This is a genomic window from Pseudomonas sp. MT3 (assembly GCF_054720805.1).
This window is the reverse complement of the sequence record NZ_JBTVPY010000004.1, coordinates 83,355-99,868: the sequence shown is the minus strand read 5'-3', so window position 1 is coordinate 99,868 and position 16,514 is coordinate 83,355. Positions and strand designations below refer to the sequence as shown.

General features: G+C 65.9%; 16 protein-coding genes. 1 reads left to right on the top strand and 15 read right to left on the bottom strand.

What is annotated here, in order from left to right; translation table 11 throughout:
• Position 1: 1 nt before the first annotated feature.
• Complete coding sequence (locus ACYCAX_RS05625) at positions 2–331, top strand: EscU/YscU/HrcU family type III secretion system export apparatus switch protein (RefSeq protein ID WP_460247644.1); 330 nt, start codon at positions 2–4, stop codon at positions 329–331.
• Between the two features lie 9 nt (positions 332–340).
• Here ACYCAX_RS05625 and ACYCAX_RS05620 read toward each other — a convergent pair whose 3' ends face one another.
• The 15 genes from ACYCAX_RS05620 to flhA all read right to left on the bottom strand — a co-directional run bounded on the left by ACYCAX_RS05620 (position 341) and on the right by flhA (position 15,682).
• Positions 341–766, bottom strand: a complete 426-nt coding sequence (locus tag ACYCAX_RS05620; protein WP_460247563.1) for a hypothetical protein — start codon at positions 764–766, stop codon at positions 341–343.
• A gap of 442 nt (positions 767–1,208) precedes the next feature.
• Positions 1,209–1,619, bottom strand: a complete 411-nt coding sequence (locus tag ACYCAX_RS05615) for a DUF2802 domain-containing protein (protein ID WP_015476566.1) — start codon at positions 1,617–1,619, stop codon at positions 1,209–1,211.
• Between the two features lies 1 nt (position 1,620).
• Complete coding sequence (locus ACYCAX_RS05610; protein WP_015476565.1) at positions 1,621–2,100, bottom strand: chemotaxis protein CheW; 480 nt, start codon at positions 2,098–2,100, stop codon at positions 1,621–1,623.
• A 71-nt stretch (positions 2,101–2,171) separates the two neighbouring features.
• The gene (locus ACYCAX_RS05605; RefSeq protein ID WP_460247562.1) at positions 2,172–3,068 is read right to left on the bottom strand and encodes a CheW domain-containing protein; all 897 of its coding nucleotides are present in this window, start codon (positions 3,066–3,068) and stop codon (positions 2,172–2,174) included.
• A 91-nt stretch (positions 3,069–3,159) separates the two neighbouring features.
• On the bottom strand, positions 3,160–3,948 hold the full coding sequence (locus ACYCAX_RS05600; protein ID WP_015476563.1) for a ParA family protein: 789 nt from the start codon (positions 3,946–3,948) through the stop codon (positions 3,160–3,162).
• A 47-nt stretch (positions 3,949–3,995) separates the two neighbouring features.
• Positions 3,996–4,880: a flagellar motor protein MotD gene (gene motD / locus ACYCAX_RS05595; protein WP_015476562.1), complete on the bottom strand. Its 885-nt coding sequence runs from the start codon at positions 4,878–4,880 to the stop codon at positions 3,996–3,998.
• Positions 4,881–4,893: 13 nt separating this feature from the next.
• Positions 4,894–5,634 (bottom strand): flagellar motor protein, encoded by a 741-nt coding sequence (locus tag ACYCAX_RS05590; RefSeq protein ID WP_015476561.1) that lies wholly within the window; start codon positions 5,632–5,634, stop codon positions 4,894–4,896.
• The gene (locus ACYCAX_RS05585; protein ID WP_460247561.1) at positions 5,634–6,746 is read right to left on the bottom strand and encodes a protein-glutamate methylesterase/protein-glutamine glutaminase; all 1,113 of its coding nucleotides are present in this window, start codon (positions 6,744–6,746) and stop codon (positions 5,634–5,636) included. The genes ACYCAX_RS05590 and ACYCAX_RS05585 overlap by 1 nt, the downstream gene beginning before the upstream one ends.
• A 56-nt stretch (positions 6,747–6,802) precedes the next feature.
• Positions 6,803–9,040, bottom strand: a complete 2,238-nt coding sequence (locus tag ACYCAX_RS05580) for a chemotaxis protein CheA (protein WP_460247560.1) — start codon at positions 9,038–9,040, stop codon at positions 6,803–6,805.
• A 31-nt stretch (positions 9,041–9,071) separates the two neighbouring features.
• Positions 9,072–9,857: a protein phosphatase CheZ gene (locus tag ACYCAX_RS05575; protein WP_015476558.1), complete on the bottom strand. Its 786-nt coding sequence runs from the start codon at positions 9,855–9,857 to the stop codon at positions 9,072–9,074.
• Between the two features lie 66 nt (positions 9,858–9,923).
• The gene (locus ACYCAX_RS05570) at positions 9,924–10,298 is read right to left on the bottom strand and encodes a chemotaxis response regulator CheY (RefSeq protein WP_085988857.1); all 375 of its coding nucleotides are present in this window, start codon (positions 10,296–10,298) and stop codon (positions 9,924–9,926) included.
• Positions 10,299–10,475: 177 nt separating this feature from the next.
• Complete coding sequence (fliA, locus tag ACYCAX_RS05565) at positions 10,476–11,225, bottom strand: RNA polymerase sigma factor FliA (protein WP_041711844.1); 750 nt, start codon at positions 11,223–11,225, stop codon at positions 10,476–10,478.
• Positions 11,222–12,052 carry a flagellar synthesis regulator FleN gene (fleN, locus tag ACYCAX_RS05560; RefSeq protein WP_015476555.1) on the bottom strand — a complete coding sequence of 277 codons (831 nt, stop codon included), beginning with the start codon at positions 12,050–12,052 and terminating at the stop codon, positions 11,222–11,224. The genes fliA and fleN overlap by 4 nt, the downstream gene beginning before the upstream one ends.
• A 168-nt stretch (positions 12,053–12,220) precedes the next feature.
• The gene (gene flhF / locus ACYCAX_RS05555; protein ID WP_460247558.1) at positions 12,221–13,522 is read right to left on the bottom strand and encodes a flagellar biosynthesis protein FlhF; all 1,302 of its coding nucleotides are present in this window, start codon (positions 13,520–13,522) and stop codon (positions 12,221–12,223) included.
• A gap of 36 nt (positions 13,523–13,558) precedes the next feature.
• The gene (gene flhA / locus ACYCAX_RS05550; RefSeq protein WP_294973446.1) at positions 13,559–15,682 is read right to left on the bottom strand and encodes a flagellar biosynthesis protein FlhA; all 2,124 of its coding nucleotides are present in this window, start codon (positions 15,680–15,682) and stop codon (positions 13,559–13,561) included.
• Positions 15,683–16,514 lie beyond the last annotated feature (832 nt).

The following is a 16,514-nucleotide window of genomic DNA, read 5'->3' as shown; positions in this document are numbered from 1 at the left end:
CATGTCGAAGAAAGCCCCGCGCCAGGTCATCGCCCTCAACTACGACGGGCAGAGCGCACCGACCCTCGCGGCCAAGGGCGACGACGAACTGGCCGAAACCATCCTCGCCATCGCGCGCCATCACGACGTGCCGATCTACGAGAACGCCGACCTGGTGCGCCTGCTGGCTCGGCTGGAGCTGGGCGAAGCGATTCCCGAGGCGCTCTATCGCACCATTGCCGAGATCATCGCCTTCGCCTGGTACCTGAAAGGCAAGAGCCCGCTGGACGCAACGGCCCCCGCTGGCGAACCGCTGCTGCTGGAAGGGCCCGCCCCCTGGACCGACCGATAGCGCTCGACCTCAGGCACGGCCTCGGCGCGGCGTCTCGGGCACCTGGTAATCCTGGAGCTCGCTCACGGATGCTCGAATCGGCTGCTCATCCTCGCCGTGGTAGAGCACCAGGCTGTCGGTGATCTCACGCAACTGCGCCAGGGAGAGCGGCTTGTCCAGTACCCGCAGCAGCGGCACGCGATGCCGCCACGCCCACTGGAAGAGCCCGGTCTTTTCTTCAGCGCTGTAGCTCCCGACCAGCACGAACTGGCGGAAGGCGTTGCTCTGGCCAAGGGCTTTCAAGCTCACCAGCTCATCGGGGCCGGGCACGAAGTCGTCGTGGATGAACAAGCTGTAGCGCTGCTGGCTGGCCAGCACCTTGCGCACCTCGTCCAGGTCCTGGCAGAGGCTCAGGTGATAGAACTCCAGGCAATTGAGCAGTGCGCCGTAATCCATCAGTCGGCCCGGATGCGCGCACAACACCATAGCCCGTCGCGAAATGGCGGCCATATCGGTGGCCCTCAGGAAAGTTTCTGACAGGGCCAATCTAACGATGATCCGACCAAATTTTTATCAGGCAAATCCGAAATACGCGTAGCTAATGCACTACAACGAACGATTCCGAAGAATCCATCGGACGCCCTGGCCCCACTACAGAGCCTCCCACCCCGTACAGGGCCGCGAGCATTCGCTCCCCGGCAGCGCGCGGCGGAAGCCTTCGAACGAAAGCTGGAACCCGTTCAGCAATGGTCTACACGCTGCTGCTCGCCGCGGTCATCGTCGCGCTGGGACTTGTCGCGCAGCGCTTCGATACCGGCACGAAGAACCGCAAAGCCTGAGCGAACGCGGGCTGAAAACAGGGCCCCGCTTCCGGGGCCTTGTTTTTGCGGACGACGGGCTAGTCGCGCGCCTTGCCCTGATGCAGGCGAGCGACCAGTTCGGCCTCGGCCTGGGACAGGCCGCAGCTCTGGGTCAGGTCCTCAGGACTCGCCCCCATGCCGACCAGGCGCGCGGCCTGGCTGAAGGTCAGACTGGCGGGATCGCGCTGCTCCATGCGCGTCAGGCGCTCGGGCAAGGGCGCAACCTGCTTGCCGAGTTCGCGCAATTCCTCGCCCATGCGGACGTTGATCTGCTGGTAGGACTCGATGCGCTTGCCCAGCTCCTTCAGGCGCTGCTCCAGCTCGGCGATCCGTCCGGCCTGTTCCGCCGCCTGCGCCTGCTGGACGCGCTGACGCCCCGCCAGCCAGACGCAGGTCCCGGCAAGGCCCGCACAGGCCAGCCCGAGGATCACCAGTGCAATCGACAGCACCTCAGATGCTCTCCAGCTCCGACCACTCTTCCTCGGTCATCATCTTGTCCAGCTCGACCAGGATCAGCAGTTCGCCGTTCTTGTTGCACACGCCCTGGATGAACTTGGCCGATTCCTCGTTACCGACGTTCGGCGCGGTCTCGATCTCGGACTGACGCAGGTAGACGACCTCGGCGACGCTGTCGACCAGGATGCCCACCACTTGCTTGTCCGCCTCGATGATGACGATGCGGGTGTTGTCCGAGACCGGCGCCGGGTCCAGCCCGAAGCGCTGGCGGGTGTCGATCACGGTGACCACGTTGCCGCGCAGGTTGATGATGCCCAGCACGTAGCTCGGGGCACCCGGCACCGGCGCGATCTCGGTGTAGCGCAGCACTTCCTGGACCTGCATCACGTTGATGCCGTAGGTCTCGTTGTCCAGGCGGAAGGTGACCCACTGCAGAATCGGATCTTCGGCACCTTGCGCTGACGTTTTCTTCATATCCCCTCGCCTCTTCGTCGAACCACGCCGCCGGGGGCATGGTGAATTTCGTTAAATGGATCGGCGCGCACTCAATGCCGAGGGCGCCGCGTTGCGCCGCTGGCGATCAGTTCGGCCAGCGCCGAGACGTCCAGCAGCGCGCACATCTGCTCGATCACCGTGCCGGCCAGCCACGGGCGTTGCTGGCGCTGGGTGCGCCACTTCACCTCGGACGGATCCAGGCGCACCGAGCGGCTGACCTGGTGCACCGCCAGCCCCCACTCGTAGCCCTGCACGGAAATCACATACTGCAAGCCTTCGCGATAGTCGTCGCGGTAGCGCTCGGGCATCACCCAGCGCGCGGTGTCCAGCACCTTCAGGTTGCCGGCCTGACCCGGCAGGATGCCGAGGAACCAGTCCGGCTGGCCGAACAGCGGAGTCAGATCGTGGCCCGCCAGCGGATAGATCGAACCCAGGCAGACCAGCGGCACCGCCAGGGTCAGCCCGGCGACGTCGAACAGCAGGCATTCGAAAGGTTCGGCGGCCCATACCGGCCGGCCGTCGTCCAGCAGCGCCAGCGGCGCGACCGGCAGTTCGGCGCTGCCCGGCTGGCGCAGTTCGATGACCTGCGCGCTCTGCGCCGGAGACGCGGTGTGCGGCACCACCAGCGGCTCGGCCCCGACCGGACGAGCAGCGGGCTCGTGGGCAACGCTCAGCCGGGCATCACGCACCTGCTCCTCGAGCACCGCGGCTTCAAATTCATCCAGGCTGACGCTGTCGCGCTGCGGCGACACCAGGGTCGGCGGGGGCTCGACAACGGCCGGCGCCACGATCTCGGCACTGGCCAGGGCAACCGCTGCCGGAGCTTCGGGCGCGACGACGGGCGCCGGCGGTTCGTCGGCGAACTCTTCGAAAGCATCCTGCAGCAGCGCGTCCAGATAGGACTGCAACGCAAGCTGGGGGCGCGTGGCGGTAGCGGAACGACTCATGGTTGATGACCGCGCAAAGGGACTTTCCAGCCTATCGGCCGCTGGGTGACGAGACTTGAACGCTCTCGTCGGAAATTCAGGCTCGCCATGCTCAAGCCACCTGCGCCGCCGGCACCTGGGTCAGCAGGTGCTTGAGCAAGGCGCGGTAGGCGATCACGCCCCGGCTGCCGGCCTCGTTGCGCGAGGGCACCAGGCCGTGGCGGCTGGCGTCGCGCAGCTTGGTATCCACCGGCACGAAGGCCTGCCAGAGCGTCTCGGGATAGGTGTCGCGCAACATCCGCAGCGCGCCCAGCGATGCCTGGGTACGACGGTCGAACAGGGTCGGCACGATGGTGAAGGGCAGCGCCTGCTTGCGCGAGCGGTTGACCATCTTCAGGGTGTTGACCATGCGTTCCAGGCCCTTCAGGGCGAGGAACTCGGTCTGCACCGGGATCACCAGGTGCTGGCTGGCCGCCATCGCGTTGACCATCAGCACGCCGAGCAGCGGCGGGCTGTCGATGATCGCGTGGTCGAACTGGCTCCACAACTGCGCCAGGCTCTTGGCGATCACCAGGCCCAGGCCGTTCTGCCCCGGCGACTGGCGCTCCAGGGTGGCCAGCGCGGTACTCGACGGCAGCAGGCGGATGTTCTCGTGACTGGTGGGCAGCAGCAGCGACTCCGGCAGCCCCTCGGGCACGTTGCCCTGGTGCAGGAACAGGTCGAACACGCTGTGCTCCAGGGTGTCCGGGTCGTGGCCGAAATAGCTGGTCATCGAGCCGTGCGGATCGAGGTCGACGATCAGCACACGCTTGCCGGCGTCGGCCAACAGGCCCGCCAGGGCGATGGAGGATGTGGTCTTGCCGACGCCACCTTTCTGGTTGGCTACCGCCCAGACTTTCATAGTGCTCGCTCCCCGCTTGCACAGGATCGGTTCAGGGTCGTCACGTTTCACTCTCCCGCAACCGACGTCGAAGAATTGACGGCGCCACTGCCGGGCGCCTCGCTGGCAACCACCGGTGCAGGTTGCGTGCCAGCGTGACGCAGCGCCGGATCGGGCTGCGCCTTGCCGCTGCCCACGCCGCTCACGCTGCGGCGCACCTCGAGGTTGCGGGAAATCACCAGCACCACCCGGCGATTGCGGGCTCGCCCGTCCGCCGTGGCGTTGTCGGCCACCGGCTGAAACTCACCATAGCCCACCGCCGCCAGCCGGCCGGCATCCAGCCCGTCCTGGGCGAGCATGCGCACGATGCTCGCGGCGCGGGCCGCCGACAGTTCCCAGTTGGTCGGGTACTGGGCATTGTGGATCGGCACGTTGTCGGTGAAGCCTTCGACATGCACCGGGTTGCGGTAAGGCGCCAGAATCCTGGCGACCTTCTCGATGATGCCAAAGGCAGTGTCATTGGGAATCGCATCGCCGCTGGGGAACAACAGGCTGGAATTGAGGGTGATCTCGATCCAGAACTCGTTGCCGCGCACGCTGACCTGATCGCTCTTGATCAGTTCGCCGAACGCCTCGCGCATGCTGCTGGATATCTGCTGCAAGGTATCCGGGCTGCCCTGGGCCTGACCTTCGTCCTGCGGCTCGTTCAGCGACTGGTCCGGCTGCTGGGTGCGTGGCCGCTCCTCGCCGATGGGGATCGGACGCACCGAGCGGTCGGCCTGGTTGAACACGCCGGTCAGGGTTTCCGAGAGGATCTTGTACTTGCCCTCGTTGATCGAGGAGATCGAGTACATCACCACGAAGAAGGCGAACAGCAGGGTGATGAAGTCCGCGTAGGACACCAGCCAGCGTTCGTGATTCTCGTGCTCCTCGTGGCGGCGACGGCGAGGCATTGATGTCCCCTCCTCAGCCGACGAAGCCTTGCAGCTTCAATTCGATGGAGCGCGGGTTCTCACCCTCGGCGATGGACAGCAGGCCCTCCATCAGCATTTCGCGGTAGCAGGACTGGCGCAGCACGATGCTCTTGAGCTTGTTGCCCACCGGCAATAGCAACAGGTTGGCCAGGCCCACGCCGTAGATGGTGGCAACGAAGGCCACGGCGATGCCATTGCCCAGCTGGCTGGGGTCGGCGAGGTTGCCCATCACGTGGATCAGGCCCATGACCGCGCCAATGATGCCGATGGTCGGCGAGTAGCCGCCCATGCTTTCGAACACCTTGGCCGCCGCCAGATCGCGGCTTTCCTGGTTGTACAGGTCGACTTCGAGAATGCTGCGGATGGCTTCCGGCTCGGCGCCGTCCACCAGCAATTGCAGGCCCTTGCGCGCGTAAGGATCGCGCTCGGCGTCGGCGACGCCTTCCAGGCCCAGCAGGCCTTCCTTGCGCGCGGTCATGCTCCAGCCGACCACGTGGCCGATGCCGCCGACCAGGTCCACTCTGGGCGGCAGGATGATCCAGCGCAGCATGTGCAGCGAACGCTTGAGCACCGCCACCGGGGTCTGCAGCAGCGCGGCGGCCAGGGTGCCACCGACCACGATCAGCGCCGCCGGGCCGTTGGCCAGCGCGCCGACATGCCCGCCCTCGAGGAAGTTGCCGCCGATGATGGCGACCAGCGCGAGGATCAGGCCGACCAGGCTGAGCACATCCATCAGCCGCAGGCCTCGGTGAGGTGGCGGCCGATGTCGTCCAGGCTGTACACCGCGTCGGCCAGGCCCGCCTTGGCGATCGCCATCGGCATGCCGTAGATCACGCAGCTGGCTTCATCCTGCGCCCACACCTGGGCACCGCCCTGCTTGAGCATGCGCGCACCTTCGCGGCCATCGGCGCCCATGCCGGTGAGGACCACCGCCAGCACTTTGTCGCCGTAGGCCTTGGACGCGGAACCGAAGGTCACGTCGACGCAGGGCTTGTAGTTCAGGCGCTCGTCACCGGGCAGGATGCGGATCGCGCCACGGGCGTCGACCATCATCTGCTTGCCGCCGGGGGCCAGCAGGGCCACGCCGGGGCGCAGCAGGTCGCCGTCCTCGGCTTCCTTGACGGTGATCCTGCACAGTTTGTCCAGGCGCTCGGCGAAGGCCTTGGTGAAGGCCGCCGGCATGTGCTGGACCAGCACCAGCGGCGCGGGAAAATTGGCGGGCAACTGGGTCAGGACCCGCTGCAGCGCCACCGGCCCACCGGTGGACGTACCGATGGCCACCAGCCGGTAGGCCTTACGCTTTGGGGCGGCGGAGGTCGCCGGCGCGGGAGCGGCGGGCGCCTGGCCGCCGGAGGGGGCCGTCGCGGCCTGGCGCGGGGTACCGCCGGCGGCGGGCGCGGAAGCCGAAGCGCTACCGGAGTAGGAGGCGTAGGCGGCGAAGCGGCGATTGCTCTTGGCAATGGTATGGACCTTCTCGCACAGCAGTTGGCGGACCTTGTCCGGGTTGCGCGAGATGTCCTCGAAGTTCTTCGGCAGGTAGTCCACCGCGCCGGCATCCAGCGCGTCCAGGGTCACCCGCGCGCCCTCGTGGGTCAGCGAGGAGAACATCAGCACCGGCGTCGGGCAGCGCTGCATGATGGTCCGCACGGCGGTGATGCCGTCCATCAGCGGCATCTCGTAGTCCATGGTGATCACGTCGGGCTTGAGCGCCAGCACCTGGTCGATCGCCTCGCGGCCATTGGTGGCCGTGCCGACCACCTGGATCTGCGGATCGGCGGAGAGGATCTCCGAGACACGGCGACGGAAGAATCCCGAATCGTCCACCACCAGGACTTTGACAGCCATAGACACTCCTGAATGAAGCCTTGCCACGCGCGCGGGCGCCCCCACACGCGCAAGAATCAGATACGCCGCGCGTAGCGCTTGAGCATGCTCGGCACATCGAGGATCAGCGCGATGCGCCCGTCCCCGGTGATGGTGGCCCCGGCCATGCCCGGCGTGCCCTGCAGCATCTTGCCCAGCGGCTTGATCACCACCTCTTCCTGGCCCACCAGTTGGTCGACCACGAAGCCGATGCGCTGGGTGCCCACGGAGAGGATCACCACATGGCCCTCGCCCGGCTCGTCATACTGCGCGCCCGGCACCAGCCAGCGCTTGAGGTAGAACAACGGCAGGGCCTTGTCGCGGACGATCACCACTTCCTGGCCGTCGACCACGTTGGTGTTCGACAGGTCGAGGTGGAATATCTCGTTGACGTTGACCAGCGGGAAGGCGAAGGCCTGGTTGCCCAGCATCACCATCAGGGTCGGCATGATCGCCAGGGTCAGCGGGACCTTGATGACGATCTTCGAGCCCTGGCCCTTGGTCGAGTAGATGTTGATGATGCCGTTGAGCTGGGAAATCTTGGTCTTCACCACGTCCATGCCGACACCACGGCCGGAGACGTCGGAGATCTCGGTCTTGGTCGAGAAGCCCGGGGCGAAGATCAGGTTGTAGCAGTCGGACTCGGACAGGCGATCGGCCGCATCCTTGTCCAGCAGGCCCTTCTCCACGGCCTTGGCGCGCAGCACGTCCGGGTCCATGCCCTTGCCGTCGTCGGAGATCGACAACAGGATGTGGTCGCCTTCCTGCTCGGCGGACAGCACCACCTTGCCCGAACGCGACTTGCCGGCGGCCTCGCGCTCGTCGGGGCCTTCGATGCCGTGGTCCACGGCGTTGCGCACCAGGTGCACCAACGGGTCGGCCAGGGCCTCGACCAGGTTCTTGTCGAGGTCGGTCTCTTCGCCGATCAGTTCCAGGTTGATCTCTTTCTTCAGGCTGCGAGCCAGGTCGCGGACCTGGCGCGGGAAGCGCCCGAAGACCTTCTTGATCGGCTGCATGCGGGTCTTCATGACCGCTGACTGCAAGTCAGCGGTGACCACATCGAGGTTGGAGACGGCCTTGGCCATCGCCTCGTCGCCGCTGTTGGCGCCCAGGCGCACCAGGCGGTTACGCACCAGCACCAGTTCGCCGACCATGTTCATGATCTCGTCCAGGCGCGCGGTGTCCACGCGCACGGTGGTTTCCGCTTCGTTGGCCGGTTTCTCTGCAGCGGCAGCGGCGGGCTTGGCCGCAGCAGGCTTGGCGGCAGCGGCCGGCGCCGGAGCGGCAGCGGGCTTGGGCGCAGGTGCAGCAGCCGCTTTGGGCTGTGCATTGGATGGTGCAGCTGCGACCGGCTCTTCCTTCGCGCCAGTGAACTGGCCCTTGCCGTGCAGCTCGTCGAGCAGCTTCTCGAATTCGTCGTCGGTGATGTTGTCGTCGCCACCGGCAGCCGGAGCTTCCTCGGGCTTGACCTCGGCAGCAGCAGCCTCGACGGGAGCGGCGGCTTCTTCCTTCGCGCCGGTGAACTGGCCCTTGCCGTGCAGCTGGTCGAGCAGCGCTTCGAACTCGTCGTCGCTGATCTCGTCGCCAGCACCGGCGGCGGGCGCCTCGGCAACCGGTGCCGGAGCCGCGCTGACGGGTTCCTTGGCAGCAGCGCTGAACTGGCCCTTGCCGTGCAACTGGTCGAGCAGTGCTTCGAATTCGTCGTCGGTGATGTCGTCGCCACCGCTGCCAACCGGCGCGGCAGGGGCTTCTGCGGCAGGCTCGAGGGCATCCATCAGCTGTTCGAACTCGGCGTCGGTGATGTCGCCATACGCGGCCGCAGCGGCCGGGGCTTCTTCAACGACAGGCTCGGCAACGACCGCAGCGGGAGTTTCGGCGGGAGCGGCCCCCGGCTCGGCCAGGCGCGACAGCGCCGCCAGCAGCTCAGGCGTGGCCGGGGTCGGCTCTTGCGCATCGCGCACTTGCTGGAACATGACGTTGACGGTGTCCAGCGCCTGCAGGACCACGTCCATCAGTTCGGCATCCACGCGGCGCTCGCCCTTGCGCAGGATGTCGAACACGTTCTCGGCGATGTGGCAGCACTCCACCAGCGCGTTCAGCTGGAGAAAGCCCGCGCCGCCCTTGACGGTGTGGAACCCACGGAAAATCGCATTGAGCAGGTCCATGTCATCGGGTCGGCTTTCCAGCTCGACCAGTTGCTCGGACAGTTGCTCGAGGATCTCGCCGGCCTCCACCAGGAAGTCCTGGAGGATCTCGTCATCGGCGTCGAAGCTCATTCGGTGCTCCCTCTACAGCGTCAGCGGACGCTTAAAAACCAAGGCTGGACAACAGATCGTCGACATCGTCCTGACCGGATACGACGTCCTTTCTTGTATCGGCAGCGATCTGCGGACCTTCACCCTTGGACGATCTTTCTTTTTCCACCGCGTCGCGCATGCCGTCGTGGTCGTGCTCGATGCCCGCGTAACGGTCCACCTGGCCGGCCATCCAGACCAGCTTGACCAGGTTCGCCTCGACCTCGGTGACCAGCCTGGTGACGCGCTTGATCACCTGCCCGGTGAGGTCCTGGAAGTCCTGTGCGAGGAGGATGTCGTTGAGGTGCGCGGAGAGCTTGCGGCTGTCCTGGGCGCTGATGTAGAGGAACTGCTCGACGCGCTTGGCCAGGTCGCGGAAGGCGTCGGGGCCCAGCTCGCGACGCATGAAGCGCGACCAGTCTTCCTGCAGCGCCTTGGCCTGGGTCTCGATGTGCATCACCACCGGGGTGCACTCTTCCACCAGGTCCATGGTGCGGTTGGCCGCTTTCTCGGTCATCGTCACCACGTAGGACAGGCGGTCGGTGGCGTCGGCGATCTGCGAGACTTCCTGGGCGCGCGGGGAACTGGGATCGATCTGGAAGTTGACGATGGCGTTGTGCAGCTCGCGGGTGAGCTTGCCGACTTCCTGGTAGAGCCCGCGATCGCGCGCCTGGTTGAGCTCGGAGATCAGTTGCACGGCGGTCTGCACATCACCCTGCTCCAGGCAATCGACCAATTCGCGCGCGTGTTTTTTCAGGGTCGACTCGAAGTCACCCGCGGATTCGTTGACGAGATCCATGACGCCCTCTTGATGCGAGGGGCTGTTGGTGTTTCGGCGCAAGCGGCGAAACATCAACAGACCCTACTAGCTGCCGACCCGCTCGAAAATCTTCTCGATCTTTTCTTTCAGCACCTGAGCGGTGAAAGGCTTGACCACATAGCCGTTGACCCCGGCCTGGGCCGCTTCGATGATCTGGTCGCGCTTGGCCTCGGCGGTGACCATCAGCACCGGCAGGTGCTTCAGGCGCTCGTCGGCGCGCACCGCGCGCAGCAGGTCGATGCCGGTCATGCCGGGCATGTTCCAGTCGGTGACGAGGAAGTCGAAATTGCCGCTGTGCAGCATCGGCAGCGCGGTGGTGCCGTCGTCGGCCTCCGCGGTGTTGGTGAACCCCAGGTCCCGCAGGAGGTTCTTGATGATGCGCCTCATCGTGGAAAAATCGTCCACGATGAGAATTTTCATATTCTTGTCCAAACCGACCTCCATCGATACCAGGCACGTCCTGGCGGGCGTACCGTCAATTCATTGAGCGGCGTGCGCTCATCCCGTGTGGGCGGCGTCAAAGGGACGGCGCCCAGGAGAAAACTCAAGACCTGAGGCTTTCTCGCAAGAAAAATCCGACGCGAAACTACCCGAAGCTCAGTGCGCTCGCCACTCCGCCAGGCGTGCCCGCAGGCGCGCGGCGCACTGGCTGTGCAACTGGCTGACCCGGGATTCGCTGACGCCCAGCACTTCGCCGATCTCCTTGAGGTTCAGTTCCTCGTCGTAGTACAGCGCCAGCACCAGCCGCTCGCGTTCGGGCAGCTTGGTGATGGCGTCGGCGAGCGCCGCCTGGAAGCGTTCGTCTTCCAGACCGTGGGCGGGCTCGTTGCCCTGGTGCGAAGCATCTTCGGCCAGGCCGCTGCCCTGCTCGCCGTCCTGCAGCAGATCGTCGAAGCTGTACAGCCGGCTGCCCTGGGTGTCGCTGAGGATGCCGTAATAATCTTCGAGACTCATATTGAGTTCGGCAGCAACTTCCTGATCTTTAGCGTCACGACCGGTTCTGGCCTCGACGGCGCGGATCGCATCACTGACCATGCGGGTGTTGCGATGCACCGAACGCGGGGCCCAGTCGCCCTTGCGCACCTCGTCGAGCATGGCGCCACGGATGCGGATGCCAGCATAGGTTTCGAAGCTCGCGCCCTTGCCGGCGTCGTATTTCTTCGAGGCTTCCAGCAGGCCGATCATGCCGGCCTGCATCAGGTCCTCCACCTGCACGCTGGCCGGCAGGCGGCCGAGCAGGTGGTAGGCGATACGCTTGACCAGCGGCGCGTACCGCTGGATCAGTTGGTCCTGGGAGTTCTGCGCCTGCGCCTTGCTGTACATACGCGCTCCGGAGGCCGTCATCATACGGCCGAACCCGTGGTCGGATGCTGCACCAGGCGTTCGACGAAGAACTCCAGGTGCCCTCGCGGATTGGCCGGCAGCGGCCAGCTGTCGACTTTCTGCGCTATCGCGCGGAAGGCCAGGGAAGCCTTGCTGCGCGGAAACGCCTCATACACCGAACGCTGCTTCTGCACCGCCTTGCGCACCGATTCGTCGTACGGGATGGCGCCCACGTACTGCAGCGCCACGTCGAGGAAGCGGTCGGTGACCTTGGTCAGCTTGGCGAACAGGTTGCGGCCCTCCTGGGGGCTGTGCGCCATGTTCGCCAGTACGCGGAAGCGGGTCATGCCGTAGTCGCGGTTGAGCAGCTTGATCAAAGCGTAGGCGTCGGTGATGGAAGTGGGTTCATCACAGACGACCAGCAGCACTTCCTGCGCTGCGCGGACGAAGCTCACCACCGAGTCGCCGATGCCGGCGGCGGTGTCCACCACCAGCACGTCGATGTTGTCGCTGATGTCGCTGAAGGCCTGGATCAGGCCGGCGTGCTGCATCGGCGTGAGGTGCACCATGCTCTGCGTGCCGGAGGCCGCCGGGACGATGCGCACGCCGCCGGGGCCCTGGAGGATCACGTCGCGCAGGTCGCATTCGCCTTCGATGACGTCGGCCAGCGTGCGCTTGGGCGTCAGGCCCAGCAGCACGTCGACGTTGGCCAGGCCCAGGTCGGCGTCCAGCAGCATGACGCGACGGCCCAGATCGGCCAGCGCCAGCGACAGGTTCACCGACACATTGGTCTTGCCGACACCACCCTTGCCGCCGGTGACTGCGATTACCTGTACAGGATGCATGCCCATATCAATACCTTGTCTCGTCGTTCGACCGCCGCGCCCCCTGGCGCTGCGGTCCTGCCGGCCGCGGTGCTCTACCGCTTCCGGCGTTCGCGGATCGTCTCCCAGAGCATCCGCATCGCCGGGTGGCCCTGTCGGCCGCCCTTCGCCCCACCACGGGGCCGTTCAATTCGCTCAACCGGCGCAACGCACCGGCTGCTGGTACAGGCCGGCGAACATGTCGGCCATCGCATCCTCGCTCGGTTCTTCCGACGCCTGCAGACTCACCGCGCGGCTGACCAACTGGTGACTGCGCGCCACCTGCAGATCATCCGGAATCCGCGGACCATCCGCCAGATAGGCTACCGGGAGACGCTGACCGATAGCCAGAGCCAGAGCTTCGCCGAGGCTGCCGGCTTCGTCCAGCTTGGTCAGGACGCACCCGGCCAGGCCGCACGAACGATAGTTCTGCCAGGCGGCCTTGAGCACCTGGCTCTGGCTGGTCGCGGCCAGCACGAGGTAATTCTTCACGTTCAGGCTCTGCGCAGCCAGCGCTTCGAGCTGCATGCGCAGCGCCGGATCGTTGGCGGGCAGGCCGGCGGTATCGATCAGCACCAGGCGCTTGCGCGCCAGCGGCGCCATCGCCTGGATCAGCGACTGGCCCGGATCGATCAGGGTCACCGGCACGTTGAGGATGCGGCCGAGGGTCTTGATCTGCTCCTGCGCGCCGATGCGGAAGCTGTCCATCGACACCAGGGTGATGCTCTGCGCGCCGTACTTCAGTACGTAGCGAGCGGCCAGCTTGGCCAGGGTGGTGGTCTTGCCCATGCCTGCCGGACCGACCAGCGCGACCACTCCGCCCTGCTCCAGCAGGTCGATTTCCGGGGTGCTGATCGAGCGCGCCAGGTGCGCCAGCAGCATGCGCCAGGCCTGTTTCGGCTCGGCGATGGAGGCCACTTTCTCCAGCAGGCTGCGCGACAGGTCCGCCGGCAGGCCCATACGCTGCAGGCGACGCCACAGGTTGGCCTGCTTCGGACGCTGGTTCTGCAACTGGCTCCAGGCAATGGAGCCCAGTTGCACTTCGATCAGTTCACGCAGGCCGTTGAGCTCGAAGCGCATGGCGTCCAGCGCCTGTTGGCCGACGCTGGCGGCCGCCGGTGCGGTCATGGTTTCGGCGAGGGTTTCGGCAGCGCTGCGACGCGGCGCTTCGGCGCCGTACATTTGACGGTCCTTGCGCACGGCCTCGCTCATGCGGGCCGGCTCGCTCAGTTCGGCCTTGGCCTCGGCGATGCGCGCCTGGGTCTTGCGCAGTTCGGCTTCCAGTGCCGGGTTCGGCTTGCTCGCCGCCACCGGGGCCTGGTAGTCCAGCGCCGCGGTCAGCTCGACGCCGCCGGCGACACGGCGATTGCCGATGATCGCGGCGTCCGGGCCCAACTCGTCGCGGACCAGTTTCATGGCCTGACGCATATCGGCGGCGAAGAAGCGTTTTACCTGCATGGCCTGGGACCTCGATGCACTCTATCCAACTTCCGACTATTGCTGCCCAACGGTGGCAACGATAGTGACTTGTTTGTTGTCCGGGATTTCCTGGTAAGCCAGCACGTGCATGGTGGGGACCGCCATCCGCGCGAATCGGGACATCATTGCGCGGACCGGACCGGCCACCAGCAGGATCGCCGGCTTGCCGAGCATTTCCTGGCGCTGCGCCGCCTCGACCATCGAGCGTTGCAGCTTTTCGGCCATTCCGGGCTCCAGCAACATGCCGTCTTCGGAGCCCTGTCCGGCCTTCTGAAGACTATTGAGCAATATCTGTTCCAACCTGGGTTCCAGGGTAATCACAGGCAGCTCCGGCTCTAGTCCCACAATGGTTTGCACGATTGCGCGGGACAGCGCGACGCGAACCGCCGCCACCATCGCGGCGGGATCTTGACTCTTGGCGGCAACGTTGGCGATGGCCTCGGCGATGGTGCGGATGTCACGCACCGGCACCTGCTCCTGCAGCAGCGCCTGCAGGACCTTGAGCAGAGTCGACAGGGAAATCATCCCCGGCACCAGCTCTTCGGCGAGCTTGGGCGAAGTCTTGGCCAGCAGTTGCATCAGTTGCTGGACCTCCTCGTGGCCGAGCAGCTCGTGGGCGTGCTTGTGCAGCACCTGGTTGAGGTGGGTGGCGACCACGGTGCTGGCGTCCACCACGGTGTAGCCCAGGGACTGCGCCTGGTCGCGCTGGGACGGCTCGATCCACACCGCTTCAAGCCCGAATGCCGGGTCCTTGCCGGCAATACCGTTGAGGGTGCCGAACACCTGGCCAGGGTTGATCGCCAGCTCGCGGTCCGGGTAGATCTCGGCTTCGGCCACGCTCACGCCCATCAGCGTCAGGCGGTAGGCGTTGGGCAGCAGGTCGAGGTTGTCGCGGATGTGTACCGAGGGCATCAGGAAGCCCAGGTCCTGGGACAGCTTCTTGCGTACGCCCTTGATCCGCGCCAGCAACTGGCCGCCCTGGTTGCGGTCCACCAGCGGAATCAGGCGGTAACCGACCTCCAGGCCAACCATGTCCACCGGGGTCACATCGTCCCAGCCCAGTTCCTTGGTTTCCTGGGCGCGCTGGGCCGGCAGCAGTTCCTGCTGGCGCTGGGTTTCCTGCTCGGCCTGCTGCGCCGCCTGGCGCTGGCGTTGCCAGATCAGGTACGCGCCGCCAGCAGCCAGACCGCCGAGACCAATGAAGGAAACGTGCGGCATGCCCGGCACCAGCCCCATCGCGATCAGGATCGCGGCGGAAATCGCCAGCGCCTTGGGCGAGGCGAACATCTGCCGGTTGACCTGCTGGCCCATGTCCTCGGCGCTGGAAACGCGGGTCACCATGATCGCCGCGGCGGTGGACAGCAGCAGCGAGGGCAGCTGCGCCACCAGACCGTCACCGATGGTCAGCAGGGCGTAGACCTTGCCGGCGTCGCCGAAGCTCATCGAGTGCTGGACCATGCCGATGGCCACGCCGCCAATGAGGTTGATGAAGAGAATCAGCAGGCCGGCGACGGCGTCGCCACGGACGAACTTGCTGGCACCGTCCATCGAACCGTAGAAGTCCGCCTCCTGGGCCACCTCGGCGCGGCGCTTCTTGGCCTCCGCCTGCTCGATCAGGCCGGCGTTGAGGTCGGCGTCGATAGCCATCTGCTTGCCGGGCATGGCGTCGAGGGTGAAGCGCGCGCTCACCTCGGAGATACGCCCGGCGCCCTTGGTGACCACCACGAAGTTGATGATCATGAGGATCGCGAAGACCACGATGCCGACCACGTAGTTGCCGCCGATCACCACCTCGCCGAATGCCTGGATCACCTTGCCGGCGGCGGCGTGGCCGTCATGGCCGTGGAGCAGCACCACGCGGGTGGAAGCGACGTTCAGCGCCAGGCGCAGCAGGGTCGCGACCAGCAGGATGGTCGGGAACACGGCGAAGTCCAGCGGCCGCAGCGCATACACGCAGACCAGCAGGACCACGATGGACAGGGCGATGTTGAACGTGAACAGCACGTCCAGCAGGAACGGTGGAATCGGCAGGGTCATCATGCCCAGCATGGCCAGCAGCAGCAGCGGCACGCCGAGATTGCCCCGGCCCAGGCCCGCCAGATTGCTGCGAACGTTGCTGATCAGTTGCGTGCGGTCCACCCTCGACTCCCCTGCCCTGCGGCGGGACTCGCGCCCGCCGGATCAAACTTTTGACGCCCAAGCGGGCGTTTGCAGAGGGTTTAGCAGGAAGCGTTCCAACTTCTTCGAAACGAAGGAAATACCCGGTCTTGACGACTTGGCACCCGCGCCATTACCTGTAGGAACGAGCTTGCTCGCGAACCGCCCAGCACCATGCTGGATGGGGAATCGCGGACGGAGTCCGCTTGTACGAAAGCCGATTCCACCGCAGGAGCGGACTTCGTCCGCGATCCGCCGGCAAGGCCGGCAAGGCCGGCAAGCGGGTTCGCGAGCATGCTCGCTCCTACGAAAAGCAAAGCGGTTTCCAGAGAAAACTCCGCACGCACCGGAGCGCCCCTTCAGGAGGCCGAGTGGAATCGGAGTTTCAGGGGTCGAGCGGCATGGATGCCGCGAGAGCCGCGATGGGCCAGGGATGGCCCTTCGTGGGGGGACGCCTAGTTCGGGCCCCTGAAACTTCGATGGAGCGGGGGGAACGAAGCGCTGCGAAGTAACAGCCGAAGGCTGGCCCGAAGAGTGAGCGAAGCGAATCACCCCGGCGAAGCCGGGGCCGGATGCAGGGGCAAGACCTTTTGGTTCCTTTTGTGAGGGCGGCTATCCGACGTTTGGCAAAAGGGACTCGCCCGGGAGGGCGAAACAAAACCTCTCCGCACACGCCGAAGCGGCGCAGAAACACCGAGCAAGACGGTGGATAGCGCTCAGAGTTATCCACCCTACGAACTGAATTGGGCGGTTTGACGCCCCCTCCCCCGGGAGCTCCCGGAAGCATCCAATCAGGAAGCGGTCACTCGCCGCC